The 19,450-nt window shown below is 66.9% G+C and carries 18 protein-coding genes; 8 read left to right on the top strand and 10 right to left on the bottom strand.

All coding sequences use genetic code 11. The features are described 5' to 3' along the window. Positions 1-242 precede the first annotated feature (242 nt). The 3 genes from BLT66_RS23505 (at position 243) to BLT66_RS23495 (ending at position 2,929) form a co-directional block, all read left to right on the top strand. Positions 243-680 (top strand): hypothetical protein, encoded by a 438-nt coding sequence (locus tag BLT66_RS23505; RefSeq protein WP_092761799.1) that lies wholly within the window; start codon positions 243-245, stop codon positions 678-680. A gap of 113 nt (positions 681-793) precedes the next feature. After that, the gene (locus BLT66_RS23500) at positions 794-2,389 is read left to right on the top strand and encodes a putative bifunctional diguanylate cyclase/phosphodiesterase (RefSeq protein ID WP_218922652.1); all 1,596 of its coding nucleotides are present in this window, start codon (positions 794-796) and stop codon (positions 2,387-2,389) included. Positions 2,390-2,431: 42 nt separating this feature from the next. Beyond that, positions 2,432-2,929, top strand: a complete 498-nt coding sequence (locus BLT66_RS23495; RefSeq protein ID WP_092761795.1) for a hypothetical protein — start codon at positions 2,432-2,434, stop codon at positions 2,927-2,929. Here BLT66_RS23495 and BLT66_RS23490 read toward each other — a convergent pair. Further along, entirely contained in the window at positions 2,926-3,438 is a 513-nt protein-coding gene (locus BLT66_RS23490; protein ID WP_092761793.1) for an acetate and sugar kinases/Hsc70/actin family protein, read from the bottom strand. The two genes, BLT66_RS23495 and BLT66_RS23490, sit on opposite strands and share 4 nt — an antisense overlap. Before the next feature lie 116 nt (positions 3,439-3,554). Here BLT66_RS23490 and BLT66_RS23485 point away from each other — a divergent pair, with 116 nt between their 5' ends. Continuing rightward, positions 3,555-3,947: a PAS domain-containing protein gene (locus tag BLT66_RS23485; protein ID WP_255407056.1), complete on the top strand. Its 393-nt coding sequence runs from the start codon at positions 3,555-3,557 to the stop codon at positions 3,945-3,947. Further along, positions 3,948-5,741 (top strand): putative bifunctional diguanylate cyclase/phosphodiesterase, encoded by a 1,794-nt coding sequence (locus tag BLT66_RS23480; protein ID WP_092761791.1) that lies wholly within the window; start codon positions 3,948-3,950, stop codon positions 5,739-5,741. Between the two features lie 30 nt (positions 5,742-5,771). On the opposite strand, the gene BLT66_RS23475 is transcribed toward BLT66_RS23480, so the two are convergent. Next, complete coding sequence (locus tag BLT66_RS23475) at positions 5,772-6,461, bottom strand: alpha/beta hydrolase (protein WP_092761789.1); 690 nt, start codon at positions 6,459-6,461, stop codon at positions 5,772-5,774. Positions 6,462-6,479: 18 nt separating this feature from the next. Beyond that, entirely contained in the window at positions 6,480-7,286 is an 807-nt protein-coding gene (locus tag BLT66_RS23470) for a DODA-type extradiol aromatic ring-opening family dioxygenase (protein WP_092761956.1), read from the bottom strand. A 96-nt stretch (positions 7,287-7,382) separates the two neighbouring features. Between BLT66_RS23470 and BLT66_RS23465 the strand changes: the two genes are divergently transcribed. Next, entirely contained in the window at positions 7,383-8,279 is an 897-nt protein-coding gene (locus BLT66_RS23465; protein ID WP_092761787.1) for a LysR family transcriptional regulator, read from the top strand. A 41-nt stretch (positions 8,280-8,320) separates the two neighbouring features. On the opposite strand, the gene BLT66_RS23460 is transcribed toward BLT66_RS23465, so the two are convergent. Further along, positions 8,321-8,722 carry a GreA/GreB family elongation factor gene (locus BLT66_RS23460; protein ID WP_092761785.1) on the bottom strand — a complete coding sequence of 134 codons (402 nt, stop codon included), beginning with the start codon at positions 8,720-8,722 and terminating at the stop codon, positions 8,321-8,323. A 409-nt stretch (positions 8,723-9,131) separates the two neighbouring features. Then, positions 9,132-9,758 (bottom strand): DUF4142 domain-containing protein, encoded by a 627-nt coding sequence (locus BLT66_RS23455; protein ID WP_255407055.1) that lies wholly within the window; start codon positions 9,756-9,758, stop codon positions 9,132-9,134. A gap of 254 nt (positions 9,759-10,012) precedes the next feature. Here BLT66_RS23455 and BLT66_RS23450 point away from each other — a divergent pair, with 254 nt between their 5' ends. Then, the gene (locus tag BLT66_RS23450) at positions 10,013-12,217 is read left to right on the top strand and encodes a 3-hydroxybutyrate oligomer hydrolase family protein (protein ID WP_092761783.1); all 2,205 of its coding nucleotides are present in this window, start codon (positions 10,013-10,015) and stop codon (positions 12,215-12,217) included. On the opposite strand, the gene BLT66_RS23445 is transcribed toward BLT66_RS23450, so the two are convergent. From BLT66_RS23445 to BLT66_RS23435, 3 genes are all read right to left on the bottom strand, one after another. Beyond that, complete coding sequence (locus BLT66_RS23445) at positions 12,214-13,863, bottom strand: sensor domain-containing protein (RefSeq protein WP_143029277.1); 1,650 nt, start codon at positions 13,861-13,863, stop codon at positions 12,214-12,216. The two genes, BLT66_RS23450 and BLT66_RS23445, sit on opposite strands and share 4 nt — an antisense overlap. Positions 13,864-13,985: 122 nt before the next feature. After that, positions 13,986-14,888: an HDOD domain-containing protein gene (locus BLT66_RS23440; protein WP_092761781.1), complete on the bottom strand. Its 903-nt coding sequence runs from the start codon at positions 14,886-14,888 to the stop codon at positions 13,986-13,988. A gap of 79 nt (positions 14,889-14,967) precedes the next feature. Then, positions 14,968-16,392, bottom strand: a complete 1,425-nt coding sequence (locus BLT66_RS23435; RefSeq protein WP_092761779.1) for a 3'-5' exonuclease family protein — start codon at positions 16,390-16,392, stop codon at positions 14,968-14,970. A gap of 123 nt (positions 16,393-16,515) precedes the next feature. On the opposite strand from BLT66_RS23435, the gene BLT66_RS23430 reads away from it, so the two are divergent. Further along, positions 16,516-17,337 carry an HDOD domain-containing protein gene (locus BLT66_RS23430; protein WP_092761777.1) on the top strand — a complete coding sequence of 274 codons (822 nt, stop codon included), beginning with the start codon at positions 16,516-16,518 and terminating at the stop codon, positions 17,335-17,337. Positions 17,338-17,399: 62 nt separating this feature from the next. Here BLT66_RS23430 and BLT66_RS23425 read toward each other — a convergent pair whose 3' ends face one another. Both BLT66_RS23425 and chrA read right to left on the bottom strand, forming a co-directional pair. Next, positions 17,400-17,867, bottom strand: coding sequence for a GAF domain-containing protein (locus tag BLT66_RS23425; RefSeq protein WP_092761775.1), 468 nt, complete (start codon positions 17,865-17,867; stop codon positions 17,400-17,402). A 29-nt stretch (positions 17,868-17,896) separates the two neighbouring features. Continuing rightward, positions 17,897-19,252 carry a chromate efflux transporter gene (gene chrA / locus BLT66_RS23420; RefSeq protein ID WP_092761773.1) on the bottom strand — a complete coding sequence of 452 codons (1,356 nt, stop codon included), beginning with the start codon at positions 19,250-19,252 and terminating at the stop codon, positions 17,897-17,899. Positions 19,253-19,450: the final 198 nt, after the last annotated feature.

Genomic DNA, 19,450 nt, shown 5'->3' with positions numbered 1-19,450 from the left:
AACCATAGTTTTTCGATCTACCCGCAGCTGCAGTGCGTTCTGCCTATGTGGGCTGCCGCACAGACAGCCCCTGCCTATGGGGCGAAGCTCGCCACCATTGGTTGACGAAACCTGGTAAACGTCGGTATGGTCTGCAGGCCATCGGGTCCGGACTTTCGATTCAACGCCATTCTTCAATTTGTGCTGCCCCCAGGGCCGCCCCGGCGGTCACGGCAGTGCACTCTGGCGCTGGAGCCCTTCAAATGACTACCGCGGCGCATTCCACTGCCCACGAATCCATCCATGGAACCCTCACCCAGCGGGCCGGCGACACGCCCGATGTCGCTGCCGTGCTGGAGGCGGTGGGCAGCACCTGGCAGACCATGGCCGCCCAGCTGGAGCCGGTGATCGGCGTGCGCGGGGTCAGTGTGCTGCTGAACCGGGCGCTGTACCTGACGGTCAAGAGCTACCCCTGGCTGACGCCGACCAACGCCCAGGAGGCCGCCGATGCGATGGAAAACATCAAGCTCCGCTTTGTTGGCCGCACTGCGCTGGAGGCCGCCGAAGGCGGTTGCGCACTGCTGGTCACTTTTACCGAGCTGTTGGCCAGCCTGATTGGCGAGTCTTTGACCGAACGTCTTCTGGCCTGCGTATGGCTACCTCCTTCACCACCGTTTGAACAGGACACCCACCATGACTAAACACCTGGCAATGACGGTATCGCCATTGGCAAACCCATGCTGCACTACGCGGGGCTGTTTGACGGCCGCCCCATGCGTGCCGTGGAAGCCCACGCCGTGAAAGGAGGCCTGCGATGATGTACCGAACCCCATTTCTGGAGCAGAAGGACGACAACGTCGGGCCTCAGAGGCTACAGATGCAAGAAGAGATTCGGCAGATGCTGGAGCGGCGGGAGGCCGCCGTCACAGCGCGCGAGCAAGCCGTGCTTGCGCAGGAGGACGCGCTGTACGCCAAGGCCGAGCTGGCCGCCCAGGCCGGCGCACTGCTGCGCGAGGCGAACGAGCGCCTAGTGGTGGCCACGGTGCATGCGCAAATCATGACCGAAACCGCCGAGGGCGCAACCGCCCAGATGTCCTACATGGCCAAGCACGACATCCTGACCGGCCTGCCGAACCGCTCGCTGCTGACCGACCGGCTCGAGCAGTCGATTGCACTGGCGCTGCGCCATGAGCAGAAGGTGGCCCTGGTCTACCTGGACCTGGACAACTTCAAGCACATCAACGATTCACTCGGCCATGCGGTGGGCGACCAGCTGCTGCAGGCCGTGGCCCAGCGTATGCAGGACAGCGTGCGCCAGTCGGATTCGGTGTGCCGCCTCGGCGGCGATGAGTTCGTGCTGCTGCTGGCCGAGATCCACACCGTGGAAGACGCGGCCCGCACCGCCGCCATGCTGATCGAGGCCGCGTCCGAGCCCTACCAGGTAGGCCCACACCGGCTCCATGTGTCGGCCAGCATCGGCGTGAGCATCTACCCGGACGACGGCGGCGACGTGGAAACACTGGTGCGCAACGCCGATACCGCCATGTACCAGGCCAAGAAGAATGGCCGCAACAATTACCAAGTGTTTTCCAGCGACATGACCGTGCGGGCGGTGGCGCGCCAGACCCTCGAGGTGGTGCTGCACCAGGCGCTGGACCATGGCGGCTTCGTGCTGCACTACCAGCCCAAGGTGAACCTGGAGACCGGTGCCATCATCGGTGCCGAAGCCTTGCTGCGCTTGCAGCGGCCCGGGCAGGCGCTGATATACCCCGGGCATTTTGTCGGCGTGGCCGAAGAGTGCGGACTGATCGTTCCTATGGGCAAATGGATGCTGCGCGAAGCCTGCAACCAGGCTGTCGCATGGCTGCGCGCGGGCCTGCCGTTTGGCCAGATGGCGGTGAACGTGTCGGCGGTGGAATTCCACGGCAAAGGCTTTTTGTCGGGCGTGCAGGCCGTGCTGGAAGAAACCGGCCTGGACCCGTGCGCGCTGGAGCTGGAGCTGACGGAGAGCGGGCTGATGCAGGACAACGAGCCCACCATCACCATCTTGCGGGCGCTGAAGGACATGGGCGTGCGGATCGCGATCGACGACTTTGGCACCGGCTACTCCAGCCTCAGCTATCTGCGGCGCTTCCCCATCGACACCCTGAAGATCGACCAGTCGTTTGTGCGCGACATCCCCTCCGGTAACGGCGAGGCCAAGCTGGTCAGCGCCATCATCGCCATGGGGCGTAGCCTGGACCTGCGGGTGATTGCCGAGGGCATTGAAACGCGGGAGCAGCTGGTGTTTCTGCAGTCGCAGAACTGCGCCGAGGGCCAGGGCTACTATTTCAGCCGGCCGCTGGTGGCCGATCTGTATGCGGTGGCCATGCACACCCCGCTGGGCGTCAAAGGCGTCACATCGCAGTAACAAAATGTTGCTTCAATCGCCATTTGCATTGGATGGGCGACCATGGGGCTTCAAAAAACCGATAAAGCGCGTGCCGAGCTGCAACCGGGCTGCCGCAGCCTGGGTTTGCGCCAGCGCTCGCTGTTGCTGCTGGCCGACGGGCACAAGAGCGCCCGCGAAGTCGCTGCCTACTTTGGCCACGAGGGCGAGCAGCTGGTGCTGCAGCTGGTCAGCGACGGCTATCTGAGCGAGGCCGGCGCCGCCAGCCTTCCCAGCCCGCTGATAGCCCGCCAGGGCGCGGTGGATGCGTTTGACGGCAAGCGCTCGCTGGCCACTGCCCGCATGTTTTTGTTCGACATTTGCGAGCGCATGTTTGCCCGGCGCGCGCCGGTGCTGGCCGAATCCTTCCGCGAATCGCTGCGCCAGGCGCGCGACCGTGCGTCCATGCTGGCCGTCAGCCAGGAGATGCTGGAAGAAATTGCCAACAGCGCCGGTGCCGAACGGGCCGACACCATCCGCGAGCGCCTGGCGCTGCTGCTGCCGGAAGAAGTGGCGGCCTAGGTCTGCCAGCGGATCTCGGCAAAGCCCAGGTGGTGCATGAACTCGCGCAGTACCAGCAGGCCGGCGGCAAATGCCGGGGTGTTGGGAATGCCGGCGCTGCTGGCAGGGCGGCCTAGCGACAGGCTGGCCAGCTGGTCGAACAGGCGCTCTACCGCCTCCACCGACAGGCTGGGGCCGGCCACGCCGGCCAGTTCAGCCATCTGCAGCACGGCGGGGTCGCTGCTGAACAGGCTGGCATGGCCGACCACCAGGGCGCGCGCCCGGTTCACCTCATCTTCCACCCACTGGATGGCGTTTTCCAGCTCGCCGGGCGTGGGCGGGTCGTGCCGGTAGAACTGCGCGGCCGTGCTGCGCGTGCCCAGGGCCAGCAGCAGCACCGCGTCCGCCTCCGGGCCGCTGCCCACTGCCACGGCTGTCTGCTCCTCGCCGATATGCAGCAAGGTGATGGGCGTGCCCGCGGCCAGGCCTTGGCGCGCGGCGCGGTAGTGGTGTTGGACCAAGGTGTGCATGGCGGCTGCTTTCAAAAATAGATACAAAGCATTCTAAAAACCCGTATGTATACATGCTGCATGGGGTATAAATATTCTGTGCGTGGATGCTTGGACACAACCCTGGAGCGTTGGACATGGCTGCACTCGAATCGTTGCTGTTTCAGGATGCCGATATGCCGGCCCTTCTGGCTGCCTGCATTCCGGCGGAGCTGGATGCGCTGGAGTTCGGCGTCATCGGCTTCGATGCCGATACGGTGGTGCGCATCTACAGCCAGACCGAATCGCAGCTGAGCGGCCTGGCGCCCGAGCGGGTGCTGGGCAAGCGCATGTTTACCGTGGTCGCACCCTGCATGAACAACTTCATGGTGGCCCAGCGTTTCGAGGATGCCGAAGCCCAGGCCGAGGCTTTGGACTCCACCATCGACTACGTGCTGACCCTGCGCATGCGGCCCATCAAGGTGCTGCTGCGCCTGCTGGCCCAGCCCGGCCAGGCCATGCGCTACGTGCTGGTGCAGCGGCGGGTCTAGATGTCCAACACCGATCTCTACACGGCCAGCGATTACGAGGCACTGCTCCAGTTCCTGTACCTGGTGCCGGTCGGCCTGGTACAGACCACGCTGGGCGGCGAGGTGCTGCTGCTGAATGCCATGTCGGCCCGGCTGCTGCTGCCGGTATCGCCCGACGGCAGCCTGGACAACCTGTTCACCGCGCTGGCCGATGTGGCCCCCGATCTGCGCGCACTGGCGCAGGCCTTTACCCAGCCCTATGGCGTGGTGTGTGAGTCGCTGCGGATTCCGCTGCAGCCTCACCCGGGCCAGCCGGCACTGGGCGCGGCGCAGCCCCAGGTGCTGTCGTTCAGCCTGTTCAAGCTCGACCCGACCCGGCTGATGGCGGTGCTGAACGACGCTACCTTTGACGTGCAGCGCGAGCAGCAGGGCCTGGCGCGCCGGCTGAATGCCGCGGCCCGGGTGGACAACCTGACCCGTATGCCGAACCGCAGCGTGGCGCTGGAGCATCTGCAGCGGATCTTGGCGCGCAATGTTGGCGCAACAGGCGATGCGGGCCCTGAGTTCGCGGTGCTGTTCATGAACTGCGACCGCCTGAAGCAGATCAACGACACCGCAGGCCATGCGGCCGGTGATGGCGTGCTGGGGCTGCTGGCCGACCGGCTGAGGGCCACCCTGCGCTCGCGCAGCCGCTTCGAGCGGCACAACGGCAGCGAGCTGGTGGCGGCGCGCATCGGTGGCGACGAGTTCGTGGTGCTGGTCGACGACCTGGCGCGGGCCGACCATGTACACGCCGTGGCGCAGCGCCTGCTGGATGTGCTGGCCAAGCCCTATGGCATTGGTCCGCACCAGCTGCACTGCAGTGTCAGCATGGGCATCGTGCTGCGCGCGCAGGCCCGCGGCGATGCCGACGCGGTGTTGCAAAGCGCCAGCATCGCCATGGTCGAGGCCAAGCGCGCGGGCGGCGCCCGCTACGTGGTGTTCGAACCGGCCATGCAGGTGCGCGCAGCCCACCGCGCCGATATCGAAGCCGAGCTGCGGCGGGCGCTGGCCCAGGAGCAGCTGTTCGTGGTCTACCAGCCGGTGGTCGGCTTGGTGCCTGCCGCACCGGCGGATGGCGCAGTGGACCGGACCAGCGGCGTCGAAGCCCTGGTGCGCTGGGACCACCCGGCGCGCGGCGTGGTGCTGCCGTATGAATTCATCACCGTGGCCGAAGAGTGCGGCCTGATCGGCGCGCTCGGCGACTTCGTGCTCGCCTCGGCCTGCCGCCAGTTCGTGCAGTGGCGGGCCGCGCTCGGGCCGCAGGCGCCGCGGCTGCTGGCAGTGAATGTGTCGCGGGCCCAGTTGCACCAGCCGGGCTGGGTGGCCTACGTGGATGCGCTGCTGCGCAGCATCGGCATGGACGCGGCCCAGCTGCAGCTGGAAGTGACCGAAAGCCTGGCCGCGCAGGACGAGAGCGTGCAGGCCCGGCTGCATGAGCTCAAGGCCCTGGGCCTGACCCTGGCGCTGGACGACTTCGGCACCGGCTATTCCTCGCTGGCCAGCCTGCACCTGCTGCCGGTGGATACCGTGAAGATCGACCGCTCCTTCGTCTGCCAGGCCGACACCAGCCAGCACCACCGCGTGCTGATCGAGGCCACGGTGCGAGTAGCCCATAGCCTGGGCATGGCCACGGTGGCCGAAGGCATAGAAACCCCGGCCCAGGCCGCCGTGGTGCGGGAGCTGCAGTGCGACAAGGGCCAGGGCTATATCTTCAGCCGGCCGCGCACCGCCGATGGCCTGGTGCAGTGGCTGCGCACCCCGGTGGACGATTAAGAGCCAAATCGGCACTTGGCGCAGGTTCTATCAGCGCAAGCTGCTATCAATACAGGAGTTCAACCAGGCCAGGAAGTCGGCCTGCATCGCCGCGCTGATGCCGTGGTCTATGGGGTAGAGCCGGGTCTGGTGGCGCACGCCCAGCGCGGTCAGCCATTTGTCCGAGCGTTCGGCCCAGACCACGGGCAGCTTGCTGTCCAGCTCGCCGTGGCCGACGAAGGCTTGCACTGCGGCGAGTTGCGCGGGTTCGGCCAGCTGCGGCTCCAGCTCGGGCAGGATGCGGCCCGACAAGATGCCAAAGCCAGCCAGCCGCTCGGGCGCCGTCAGCCCCAGGCTGGCACTCATGATGCCGCCCTGGCTGAAGCCGGCCACCACGGTGCGCTGCGGTGCGATGCCGTGGGCCAGCTGCAGCTGCTCGACAAAGCGCGTCAGCGCCAGCCGGCTGTTGTCGGCCTCGGCCGCTTCGATGCGCGGCCCCTGGGGTGTGAAGGCCACGCGGAACCAGGCAAACTGCCCCGGCCCCAGGGCCAGCGGGCCGCGCGGCAGCACCACCAGCGTGCCCGGTGCCTGCGCGCTGATGGCGGCGGCCATGTCGGCCAGATTGGTTTCCGAGCCGCCCACGCCGTGCAGCAAGACCACCAGGGCGGTGGGCTGGGCGGGTTCGGGCTGGAATACGCGGAAGGAAAGGGCGAAGTCGGGGCTGGTGTGCAGGGTGTTCATGGTGTCTAGATTCCTAATTCAGTGGCTGGTGGCGGGCAGGCCCCAGGCGTACGACTCCATCGACAGTACGCCGTTCGTGATGCCGCCGTCGATCACATGTGCCGGCTCGTCGCCACTGCGCGCGCCCATGGCGACCAGCAGCGGCAGGTAGTGTTCTTCGGTGGGGTGCGCGCGCTGGGCGTGCGGGGCCAGCGTGCGGTAGTCGACCAGCTTGTCGACCGCATTGCCGTTGACAGCCTGGCGGATCCAGTGGGTGAACTCCACCGCGTAGCCGGCCGCAGCTGCCTGCCCCTGGCGAAACTCGTACAGGTTGTGCGTCATGCTGCCCGAGCCGACCACCAGCACGCCGCGCGCGCGCAGCGGTGCCAGCGCCTGGCCCAGGCGCAGCGCGCCGGCAGTGTCCAGGTCGTGCGGCAGCGATACCTGGAACACTGGCAGTTGGGCATCCGGCAGCAGATGGCGCAGCGGCACCCAGGCGCCGTGGTCCAGGCCGCGCTGGCCATCCAGCGCCACGGGCCAGCCGGCCTCGGCCAGCAGATCGGCGACTTCGGCGGCCAGGGCAGGGTGGCCGGCTGCGGGATAGTGCAGGTCGTACAGTGCCGAGGCAAAGCCGCCGAAGTCGTGCACCGTCTCGGGTTGGGCGGTGGCCATCACCTTCACGCCGCGGGTCTGCCAGTGCGGCGACACGACCAGCACCGCGCGGATGTCGGCCAGCTGGGTGCCCAGCGCGGTCAGCTGCGGGCCGAGCAGGCCAGGCTCCAGCGCAAACGTGGGTGCGCCGTGGGAGATGAAGAGTACGGGGGCGAGGCGGGTATCGGTAGCCATGGTGGTGTCCAAAGAGAGGTTGGGCTCCACTGTATAAGCTGCTGATGCAGAGATAAACGGCCTAAAATAAGATTCATTGTTTCACTGAGTAGTACAATGGACCGCTTCCTTGAAATGCAAACATTCAGCGCCGTGGTCGATGCGGGCAGCTTCGTCAAGGCCGCCGAGGTGCTGGGCCTGTCCAAGGCCGCGGTATCGCGCTACGTGGGCGAGCTGGAGGCACGGCTGGGCGTGCGCCTGCTGCATCGCACCACCCGGCGCCTGTCGCTGACCGAAGAGGGCCAGGTGTTTCACGCGCGCAGCAAGGAGCTGCTGGCCGGGGTGGATGAGGCTGAGGCTGAGGTCAGCTCGCGCAGCGCCGCCGCCAGCGGCCTGCTGCGCATCAACGCCCCCGTCACCTTCGGCATCCTGCACCTGGCGCCGTTGTGGGGCGTGTTCCGCCGCCAGCACCCGAAGGTGTCGCTGGACATCACCTTGGCGGACCGGCAGGTTGACCTGGTGGAAGAGGGCTATGACATGGCGATCCGCATCGCCACCCTGCCCAGCTCGACCCTGGTCAGCAAGCGCCTGGCCAGCACCCGCATGGTGGTCTGCGCGTCGCCGCAGTACCTGGCCGAACACGGCACGCCGCAAGTCCCCGCCGACCTGGCCGGCCACGCAGTCATCGCCTACAGCTACTGGGCCAGCAAAGACGACTGGCATTTCGACGGACCCACCGGCCCGGTAAGCGTGCGTACCCAGGCCTGCATGCACACCAACAGCGGCGACACCTGCCGCGCCGCCGCGCTGGCGCACCAGGGCGTGATCCTGCAACCCACCTTCCTGGTCGGCGCCGACCTGGCCGCCGGCAGCCTAGTGCAGCTGCTGCCCGGCTACCAGGCCATGGAGATGGGCATCTACGCGGTTTATCCCACGCGCAAGCACGTAGCGCCCAAGGTGCGGGCGTTGGTGGATTTTTTGGCGGGGGAGTTTGCGCGTCCGCGGGCGTGGTGAGGGCGGCTACAGCATGCCCTTGCCAACCGCACCGGGCGCATTCAGCGCAGCAGCTCTCCGGCCGCTTCGGGTTGAAACAGCAGAGCCTTGAATTGCGCATGGGTTGCGGTGCCGTCTGCGCCGAGCCAAACGGGATGGTCTCCGACCTTGCGCCCCAGCAAGGCGAGTCCTATGGGTGAGAGCACCGATATGCGACCCTCGCGGGTATCCGCTTCGTCGGGATAGCTGAGCGCGACTTCGAAGTCTTGCCCCGAGCTTGTATCCGTGAGCAATACCTGCGACCGCATGGTTGCCACCGTAGCGGGAACATCTGCCGACGCCACGATTTCTGCGGCGTCGAGCAGCTCTGCCAGCGCGGACGCCTGGTGGCTGCGGGAAACCATCCCCTGGAGCCGGGCGTGGTCCAACTCGGTCAGCGTACGTTCAAAAAATGAGTTTTCCATCTAACACTCCAACGGTGCATCGCCCGGATCAATCTAGCCAAGGCGAAGGTCTGCTCTGGGGGTGCCCGGCGACCGTGGGTGAGCGAAGAGGATAGGGGGAGGTGGCGCGCCGGGCTTAGGGAAGTGCGGCGAGATTTCGCATCACCACATCCTGGCCAAACCGTTTGCCCACGACGGTGCAGCCAGCGTGGTAGCACAGTGTGTTGAGAGCAACGGAGGAGTCGTGGCGGGGCATGGCAAGAGTGTAAGTCAACGACATTGCGGGCGTGCCCATGAGGGCATGCAGTGGAACGGATGTTCACTTCTCACCATACCGTAAGTTCTCAAGCCAAAACAGCCTCTGGCGCAGGTAGTAAAAGCGCAAGCCGCTATAAAAATAGCAGCATTGCGCTTGCACTAAGCCCTTCTCTTACTTGGCTGCGGCGATTTGTGTCGCCATCTGGTTAGCCGTCTCCAGGTGGTGCTGCACGGCTGGCAGCATCTTGTCGGCCAGGGCCTTCAGATCGGCGTCCTTGGCGTTCTTCTGGATGTCCTGCAGCAGCTTGACCGTGCTCTCGTGGTCGCCCACGCCGGCGCGCTTCACATACTGGTTGTCAAAGGTCTTGCCGGACAGCGCCTTCAAAGCGGTTTCCTTGGCCTTGTGCATCACGCCCACGCCATCGGGCAGCTTGACGTTTTTGGCCGCGCCCAGCTGTTCGACTTCGCTCAGCGCCTTGCCGTGCTCATCGACCATGGTCTGGGCGAACTTCTTGATCTCAGGGTTCTGCGATTTCTCCAGCGCCAACTTGCCGGCCTCGACTTCGGCGCGGTTGGCCTGGGCCAGATTGCCTAGCATGCGGCTGTCTGAGCTGGCCAGCTTGCTGGCATCGGCAGGGGCGCTGGCCGAGGCTGTGCCCATGGCGGGTGCTGGGGTGGTTTGCGCCCAGGCGGCGGCCGTGGCCAGCGCCAGCGCGCAGATGCCGCCGGCCACTAGGGCCTGTTTGATGTGGCTGTGCGCGGCAATCCGCGTAGGCAGGGGGGTAGAGGTATGGAACATGGGCTAACTCCTTCAGTCCGTGGATGGATGTCGGCGTGGTAGCACCCTTGCAGATCGCTTAGGACGCTACACACTCCAACGGCGATGAACCCAGTTTCTGACACAGGCGGGCCGGTGTCCGCAGGAAAGGGCCTCCCGGCTGTGTAGGAAATGCCCTGCAGACGGGGCGAGGCTGGTGCCGTATCGTCGCCCCGGCAAGGGTTTCCTTGTCGCCTGCGGATCGGCCCACGCCGCACACACCCGGAGTCACACATATGCACCAGACACGCAATGGTTTTTTCGCAACCGTGCAGCGCACGGCATGCTTGGGACTGGGGGCTGCCTTGCTGGGCGGCTGCGGGGGCTCGAGCGACCCCACCAACACGCTGCCCACGGGCGTGTCGCAGCTCAGCCGCACGGCCTACCGCGCTACCAGCGTGGGCAGCGGCAGCACGGCAGCCACGCAAGATTTGCTGACGGCCGGCCTGGGTAAAACCGGCCTGCTCAGCACCTCGGCCGCACCCGCCTATGCCGACCCCACCCAGCCCACGGCCGACGAGCTGCGGCGCAACGCCGTGCTGTCCAATTACCGCGGCCTGGTGGACGTGACGGCCAAGGGCGGCTTTGGCAGCCTGTTCGGCCCGAACGTCGACCTGGCCGGCAATGCCACAGCGAGCGAAGGCCTGGTGCCCGGCCTCGAATACCTGGGCGTGCTGGACAACGCTGCCGGCACCAAGCGCGTCACCCTGGCGGTGCAGATACCCGACAGCTTTGACGTGAACGCGCCTTGCGTGGTGCTGGCGCCGTCCTCGGGTTCGCGCGGCGTGTACGGCGCCATCGGCACCGGCGCGGAATGGGGCTTGAAGCGCGGCTGCGCGGTGGCGTTGACCGACGCCGGCAAGGGCATGGGCCTGTACGACCTGACGGACGACACGGTGCACCGCATCGACGGCACCCGCGCCACCCGCGCGGCGGCCGGCAGCCTCGCGCATTTCGCGGCCGCGCTGAGCGACAGCGCCCGCACGGCCTTCAACACCGCGTTCCCGAACCGGCTGGCGCTCAAGCAAGCCCATTCGCAGCAGAACCCCGAAAAGGACTGGGGCAACGACACGCTGGCCGCCGCCCGCTATGCGCTGTACGCCTTGAACCAGGAATACGCCGACACGGTGTCCGGCGGCAAGGCAGTGCGGTTCACGCCCGCCAATACCCTGGTGATCGCCGCCTCGGTGTCGAATGGCGGCTCGGCGGTGCTGCGCGCTGCCGAGCAAGACAGCAGCGGCCTGATCGACGGCGTGGTGGCCTTTGAGCCGAACGCCCAGCCGGCCAGCACCAGCGGCTACGGCGTGCGGTTTGGCGGCGCCGCGGTGGCAGCCTACGGCAAGCCCCTGGCCGATTACGTAACCTACGCCAACCTGTACCAGCCCTGCGCCGCCCTGGCCAGCAGCGCGACCATGGCCGAGACCTCGCTCTTCAACTACATCCCGTTTGCGGCTATGACCGCGCGGGCAACCAACCGCTGCACCGCGCTGGCGGCCCTGGGCCTGCTGAGCGGCGCCACGCTGGCCGACCAGTCGGCCGACGCCCTGGCCCGGCTGCGCGCCTACGGCTGGACCAGCGACAACGACAGCATGCACAACGCCCATTACGGCCTGGGCAACCAGCCGATCCTGGCCACCATGTACCCCAGCGCCTACGGCCGTTTCTCGGTGGCCGACAACCTGTGCGGCATGAGCCTGGCCGCGGTGGATGCCGGCGGTGCGCCGGTGGCCATCGGCGTCAACGCCAAAGCCGCCAGCTATGCCACCGGCAACGGCACGGCCAACGGCACACCGGCCACGCCGGTGTACAACGATGCGGTGGGCGGCGCGCATTCCTGGCAAACCGCGGTGTCGCCGGGCAGCGGCCTGGCCGACTTTGCGCTGGACGCCGCCCTGTGCCAACGCGCCTTGGTGACGGGTGTGGACACCGCCAGCGGTGCCGTCCTGACGATCAGCAGCACGCCCACCAAGGCCCAGAGCGACGCGGTGCGCGCCGGCATGGCTGAGACCCTGCTGAGCGCGAATCTGCGCGGCAAACCCACGCTGGTGGTGGCCGGCCGCAGCGACGCGTTGATCCCGGTGAACCACTCGGCCCGCGCCTACACCGCCTACAACCGCGCGGTCGAGGCCAGTGCCAGCCAGCTGCGCTATGTGGAGGTGACGAACGCCCAGCATTTCGATGGCTTTCTGGGCTTCTCCGGCTTCGACACCCGCTACGTGCCCTTGCATGCCTACTTCAACCAGGCGATGAATGCCATGTATGCGCGTCTGAAGTCCGGCACGGCCTTACCGGCCAGCCAGGTGGTGCGCACCACGCCACGCGGCGGGGTGCCCGGTGCGGCGCCCACCATCACCGCAGCCCAAGTGCCGGCGATCAGCGCGGCCCCGGTGGTGGCCGACCAGATCGTCTTCTCCGGCGGCGCTATCCAGGTGCCGAACTAACCGGGTTCGACGCTGAAGAAGCGGTGGGTGTTCTTGCCCGCCCGCTTGGCTGCGTACATGGCGGCGTCGGCGTTCTTCAGCAGGTCGGCCGGGGTGGCGCCGGCGCTGGGGTGCATGGCAATGCCGATGGATGCACCCAGCTGCACCTGCTGGTCGCCCAGCGTCAGCGGCGCATGCAGTGCGGCGACGATGCGGGCGGCGATATGGGCCACGTAGTCCTGGCTCAGCGGGTTGTCCAGCAGGATGACGAATTCATCGCCGCCCAGCCGGGCTACGGTGTCGTTCTGGCGCACCTGCGATAGCAGCTTCTGCGCCACGCACACCAGCAGCTCGTCGCCCCGGTCGTGGCCCAGGGTGTCGTTGACCTGCTTGAACCGGTCCAGGTCCAGGAACATCAGCGCCAGCTGGCGTGGCTCGCGCTCGGTCTTGGCGATGGACTGGCTGAGTCGTTCCATCAGCAGCTGGCGGTTGGGCAGGTCGGTCAGCGGGTCGTGCAGGGCCAGGTGGCGGATGCGCTCGTCCTTGTGCCAGCGCTCGGTGATGTCGTTGAACACGGTGACAAAGCGGGTCGGGGTTTCGGCCGAGCCGGGGATGGAGGTGATGGTCTGCCATTCCAGAAACGCCTCGCCGTTCTTGCGCCGGCTCCACAGCTCGCCGGCCCAGTGGCCGTCGCGGGCCAGGGCTTGGGCTTTGGCGGCGTAAAAGGCTGCGTCGTGGTGCTGCGACTGCAGCCGCTCGGCGGTATGTCCCAGCATCTCTTCGGCGCTGTAGCCGGTGATGCTGCTGAAGGCCGGGTTCACCGACAGGATGACGCCGTCGGCATCGGTCACCATGATGCCGTCCACGGTGTTGCGGAACACGCTGGCCGCCAGCTTGAGTTCGTTTTCCGCGGCCTTGCTGGAGCTGATGTCGTTGATCAGCACGAAGAAGCCGATCACCGCCCCGGCCGCGTTCCGGTCGGGCATGTAGTGGGCCATGGTGTAGCCGGTGCTGCCGTCGGCCTTGCGCAGGCTGCGCTCGAACCGCTGCGGCTCGCCGGCCAGCACCGCGCGCACATAGGGTGCGTTCAGCGCGTACAGGCGTTCGCCCAGCAGGTCCATCAGGGTGCTGCCGATCACGTCTTCGGGGTGGATGCCAAACCATTCCAGGTAGGGCTTGTTGGCGAAGTGGCAGCGCTCGTCTTTGTCCCAGTAGGCCACCAGGCTGGGCAGGGCGTCGGTGATGGTCTGGATGAAGCGTGCACTGTCCACCAGCTCGCGCGCCACCTCTTCCGCATGCTGGCGGGCGCCGCGCAGCTCGGACTCGAATGTGCTGCGCTCGCGCGCCACCAAGAACACCCAGTAATAGCAGGCCGCATCGCCCAAGTTGCCGCGCTGGCCGTTGACCACCACTGGCAGCTCGGCCGTGCCGGCATCGAGCAGGTTCAGCTGCACCTCGGCCACGCTGCCCTGGCTGCGCAGCAGCGGCCAGACCTGGGTTTGCAGCAGGATGCGGCTGGCCAGCGGAAACAGGGCGTCCATGGGGCCGAGCAGTAGCTGCGCTTCGCTGCGGTTGAGCAGCGTGCAGAGCGCGCTGTTGGCGGACTGGATATAGCCCAGGTGGTCGGTCACCAGAACGGGGCAGGGCAGGTGGTTCAGTGTTTCCATGGCGCGGCGGAGCTTCAGAGGGGCGGTGGCGCGGTAGGCCACCTACCACTGGTTTGTACGCTGAAACCGGCCCTGGTTAACGCGGCGCTGCTATTTATTTTTGGCGGCCTTGCCGCGCGCCATCAGCCGCCGCGGTCGATCTTGTGCAGATAGGCTAGCGCGATGCGCGGCGGGGCGTTCAGCAGTTCGGCGATGGCGTCTACGTCGTCGGGCAGGGCGGCGTTGTCCCAGCCCTGCATGGTGTGGCGGGCGACGCGCACGGCCAACACCACGTTGCGCACGGCGGCCTGCTCGGCGTGGCGGGTGTCGCTGAGACGGACCAGCAGCGTGGACAGGCGCCAGCGCTGCATCAGGGCCTGGGCCAGGTCGTCGAGTTCGATGTTCAGCAGGCTGCGCTGGATGGTGGCGCTGCGCAGGGTGGCGTCGGCGCTTTGCGCATCGTGGATGGCCAGCGCCAGGGTAGGCGCGTGGCACCAGAGCAGCATTTCGGCGAAGTCGTGCAGGAACGCGGCCTGCAGGATCACGTCCACGTCCAGGTCGGCGCGGTGCACCGCGAAGCCCAGGGCGAACATGCGCGCGCGTTCGGCCCGGCGCAGCAGCTCGCGCATGGCTTCCAGCGCCTGGGGCTGGTCGCGCAGCCGGTCTTCCAGCGTGGGCTGCGGGCCGAACTGGCGGAAGAACGGGGCGATGCCCAGCATCACCAGGGCGCTGGTGACGGTGTCGGTCTTGGCGTCGGCACCTTCGTCGTTGAGGATGCTGGGTTTGCGCTTGCCGGCCACAAAGGCCAGCAGCTTGATGGACATCAGCGGGTCGGTCTGGATGGCCTTGGCCAGCATGGCGGCGTCCACGTCGTCTTCGATGGCGCGCAGCTCTTCCAGCGCCTGGGCGGTGGCGGCCAGCACGGGGATTTCGGCGTCGACGAAATAGCGCGTCCAGGCGGCCAGATCGGGCAGGGGCTCGGTGCGGTAGGGGGCGGCGACCACTGGGGCGACCACGGGGGCGGCGCTGGGGGAGGTTTCAACCATAGCGGCGAATGTACTGCAGCTGCGCCGAGTTTGCAGAAATTTCAAGCCAAATCGGCCTGTGGCGCAGGTAGTACCTGCGCTAGGCGCTATCAAAATAGGAATTTTTCACACTTTGCTGCAAGCGCACAATCTGCCCCGCGCGGGCCTGGGCCACGGCCTTGTGCAGGATTTTGTAGGTATCGAAGTCGAATGCCGGCGGGCTGGATTCCAGTAGCTCGGCCACTTCGTCCTCGCGTTCGGCCGTGCCCAGGTAGCGCCATTCGTGCAGCACATGCAGTGCCTCGCCCTCGCGCAGGCCGATGGGGCCGGGGTAGGGCCAGCGCTGCACCTTGTGGCGGGTCAGCGCGGTGAGCAGGGCCAGGTTGTGCTGGGCCATGCTTTGCGTGCCGACGCAGGCGCCCGCGCACTGGCGCACCTGGTAGGCAAAGCAGGGTTTGCCGGGGGCGATCTTTTCCAGGCCCAGCAGGCCGCGGCACAGGCGCTGCTCGGTGGCCAGGGTCTCCAGCAGCTGCAGCGCGGTGCGCTTGGAGCTAAATGGGCCGAACAGGTTGTCCTGCACACCCAGCGCGATGTCGGGGCCGTTGACCAGGCGCGGCGTCAGCGGCGTGTGCAGCGCATGCGCGTCGTCCAGCTGCCAGGCATGCAGGTCGCGCTGGCGGCGCAGCTGCACGTTTTGGCTGGGCTGGTGGTGCTTGACCAGGCGGGCTTCGAGCAGCAGGGCGCCGACTTCGCCGGCGGTTTCTATCCAGTCGATGTCGGCCACCTGCTGGCTCAGCCGCATCTCCTTGGGCTTGGACAGCGCGGCGCTGAAGTGGGCCAGCACGCGGCTGCGCAGGTTCTTGCTTTTGCCGATGTACAGCGGGCGGCGCTGGGCGTCGAAGAACAGGTAGACGCCCGGCGTTTCGGGCAGCCGGTCGATGTGCTCGGCGTCCAGCTGCGGTGGCACGGCCGGCCGGGCCGACAGGCTGGTCACCGCGTCCAGCAGGGTGGTCGGGTCGAAGCGGCTTTGCAGCATCTGCCAGAACTGCGCCAGCGCGTCGGCATCGGCCAGCGCGCGGTGGCGGTCTGGCATCTGCAGGCCGTGCAGCGCAATCAGCGTATCCAGGTTGTGCCGGGCCTGCTGGGGGAAGAGTCGGCGCGAGAGCTGCACGGTGCACAGCACCGGGGCCTGCCAGGCGATGCCGCAGGCCTTGAACTCGGCGCGTAGAAAGCCGTAGTCGAAGCGCGCGTTGTGCGCCACAAACAGCTTGCCGCGCAGCCGGTCCAGGATCTCGGCGGCCACCGCTTCGAACCGCGGCTGGTCGGCCAGCATGGCGTCGTTGATGCCGGTGAGCCGCTGGATGAAGGCCGGGATGCGCGTGCCCGGCTGTATCAACTGGCTCCAGCGGCGCACGTGCGGGCCGTCCACCTCGACGATGCCGACTTCGGTGATGCGGTCGCGCCCGGCGCTGCCGCCGGTGGTTTCAATATCGACAAAAGCCAGGGGCGGAAACGCGGTACTCATGGGCGCAGCCTAGCATTTGCAAGGTGAGCCAGCGCGTAACAATCTCGAATAGCCGGCCGCCAGCCTGGGAAAGCCACTATATTGGGAACCCTTTGGCCGCGGTTACTTCCCTAAAGGCGCTCCATGAAATTCGAACAAATCATTGCATCGGACATCCTGATCCCGTCTTTGCCCACGACGGTGGCGCAGATCTTCAGCGAGTTCCAGCAGCCCGAGCCGAACATGCGCCAGATCACCGCGCTGCTGTCCAGCGAGGTGGGGCTGACGGTGCGGGTGCTGCGCCTGCTGAATTCGGCCCGCTACGGCAGCGGCGGCCAGATCGGCACGGTCGAGGCGGCGATCCCGCTGCTGGGCCTGCGGGCGACCAAGCAACTGGTCAGCGCCGCGGCCGTGGGTGGCGCCTTCAAGCTGGTGCCCGGGGTGGACATGACCGAGTTCTGGCGGCACAGCCTGGACGTGGCCAAGATCGCCCAGTCGCTGGCCGGCTCGCTGGGGCAGGACAAGGGCCTGGCCTTCACCGCTGGCCTGCTGCACGGCGTGGGCGACCTGATCATGAAGAAGGCCATGCCCAACCAGCCCTGTCTGCAGGCCAGCTTTGCCACCGACAGCGACCGGCACGCCAAGCAAACCGCCGAGCTGGGCTATTCCTATGCCGACGTAGGCGCGGCCTTCGCCAGCAAATGGCGCTTTCCGCAGGCCTTGGTGGACGCGATCCAGAACCATCCCGATCCGCAGGAAGATGTCGAGGCCGATACCTTGGCCGGCGTGCTGTACCTCGCCTCCTGGGGCGGCCACGCCCACGAGCTGGACCTGGATGGGCCTGCGCTGTTTGCGCAGTACCCGCAGCGTGTGGCCGATGCCATCGGCTTTACCGACGGCGAGCGCCTGCGCTCCGAGAACCCGATCGAATGGACCCGCCCGGACGAGGCAGGCGACTTCGCTTGAGTATAAAAAACGGCTCTGGCGCAGATTTAGCCTGCGCAACCAGCTATTGAAACAATAGCGGTTCAGGCTGCCGGGTAGGCGGGCAGATGCGCGGGCAAAAGCTGGGCCGCCATCTGCAACAAGGCGAATTCGGTGTCGCTGATGTCCAGCGGCAGCAGATCAAAATGGCAGAGGGTGCCGCCGATTTCGCCGTTGCTGGTTTGCCAGGGAACGCCGTGGTAGGACACCATTACGCCCTGGTAGGGGTGGCCGTCCAGCCGGCTGTCGAGCGCCGAATCGCTGGTGGTGAAAACCCCGTCGCGCAGCACAAACTGGCAAAAGCTGGTTTCCAGGGGCACTTCGGCCAGATAGGTCGGGCGGATCTCGCCGGCCTTGTCGTACAGCAGCAGATTGCGCATCACACCGTTCTCCAGCAGGTACAGGCCGGTAAAGCGGTGCGCAACACCGTCGTTCAGATACCGGATGGCGGCGGCCGCACCGTCGGTTTGCACGGTGGCAGTCAGGCCTTCTAGGCTGCGGGGGATTGGCATCGCGGCAGTATAGGTTGCCTGCTGCCCGGCTAGCCGCCCCAGCCCAGCACCCGCAGCGCCCAGCCGGCCAGCGCGCACAGCACGATCACCGGGATCACACCGGCTTTGTAGCGTATCAAGGCCACGCCCGCCGCCAGCGCCAGCAGCAGCGCTGCCCAGTCGATGTTCGCAGGAAATGTACCGCTAGCGCCGGTCTTGATTGCGATGTGCGCTATGAAAAACAGAGCGAGGCTGGCGATCACCCCGACCACGGCGGCGGTGATGGCGGTCAGCGGGGCGGTGAACTGCAGCTTGCCGTGGGTGCTTTCCACCAGCGGCCCACCGGCCAGAATGAAGATGAAAGATGGCAGAAAGGTGAACCAGGTGACCACCGTGGCCGCCAGCGCCGCGCCCAGGAACAGCGCATCCGGCCCCAGCACCGCCTTGCCCCAGCCGCCGACAAAGCCGACAAACGCCACCACCATGATCAACGGGCCGGGCGTGGTTTCGCCCAGGGCCAGGCCGTCGATCATCTGCGTGCCGCTGAGCCAGCCGAACTGCGCCACCGCGCCCTGGTATACATAGGGCAGCACCGCGTAGGCGCCGCCAAAGGTCAGCAGCGCCGCCTTGCTGAAGAACCAGCCCATCGCAGCCAGCGTGCCGTGCCAGCCGCTGGTCGCCACCAGTGCGGCCATCGGCAGCAGCCACAGCACCGCGCCCGCGGCCAGCACCTGCATCAGCCGCAGCTTGCTGAAGCGCGCATGCGGCGGGGTGGGGGTGTCGTCGTCGATCAGCGCCGGGCCGTAGCTGGCTTTGGCCGCGCCATGGCCACCGCCGCCGGTGAACTGCCCCGGCGCCCAGCGTGCGCCCAGCCAGCCGATCAGGCCCGCGGCCAGCACGATGGCCGGAAAGGGCACGCCAAAAGCGTAGATTGCTATGAAACTACTAGCTGCTATCGCCCACAGTACGGGCGCTGTGGCCGGTTTCTTGAGTGTTTTACTGCCGATGCGGTGCACCGCCTGCACCACCAGCGCGGCGACCGCGGGTTTGATGCCGTAGAGCAGACCGGCGACCCATGGCACGTTGCCAAAGGCCACATACACCCAGCTCAGGGCTATCAAAATCAGCAGCGAGGGCAACACAAACAGCGCGCCCGCCGCCACGCCGCCGCGCGTGCGGTGCAGCAGCCAGCCGATGTAGGTGGCCAGCTGCTGGGCCTCGGGGCCGGGCAGCAGCATGCAGTAGTTGAGCGCATGCAGAAAGCGCTTTTCGCTGATCCAGCGTTTTTGCTCGACCAGCTCGCGGTGCATGATGGCAATCTGCCCGGCCGGCCCGCCAAAGCTGATGCAGCCCAGCTTGAACCAGAACTTCAGGGCTTCGGCGAAGGAGATGGCGGGTACGGTCATGGGCAGATATATCCAGGCAGGATGTGGATTGTGTCGCGGTCGCGCGTCGGGCGGCTGTAACTTGCTGGTAACTCGCACCCGGGCGCTGCCAAGTTCTCTACAATCGCGCCATTCGAACCCGATTCGACCCCAACCGTATCCCTACCATGCCCCGTTGCTTCACCGAACAACAACAACACCGTCGCACGGCTGGCATGC

This window comes from Rhodoferax sp. OV413 (assembly GCF_900104385.1).
Taxonomy (GTDB): Bacteria; Pseudomonadota; Gammaproteobacteria; order Burkholderiales; family Burkholderiaceae_C; genus Rhodoferax_B.
Note: the sequence above shows the minus strand (reverse complement) of the source record. Positions and strands in the feature narration are given on the sequence as shown.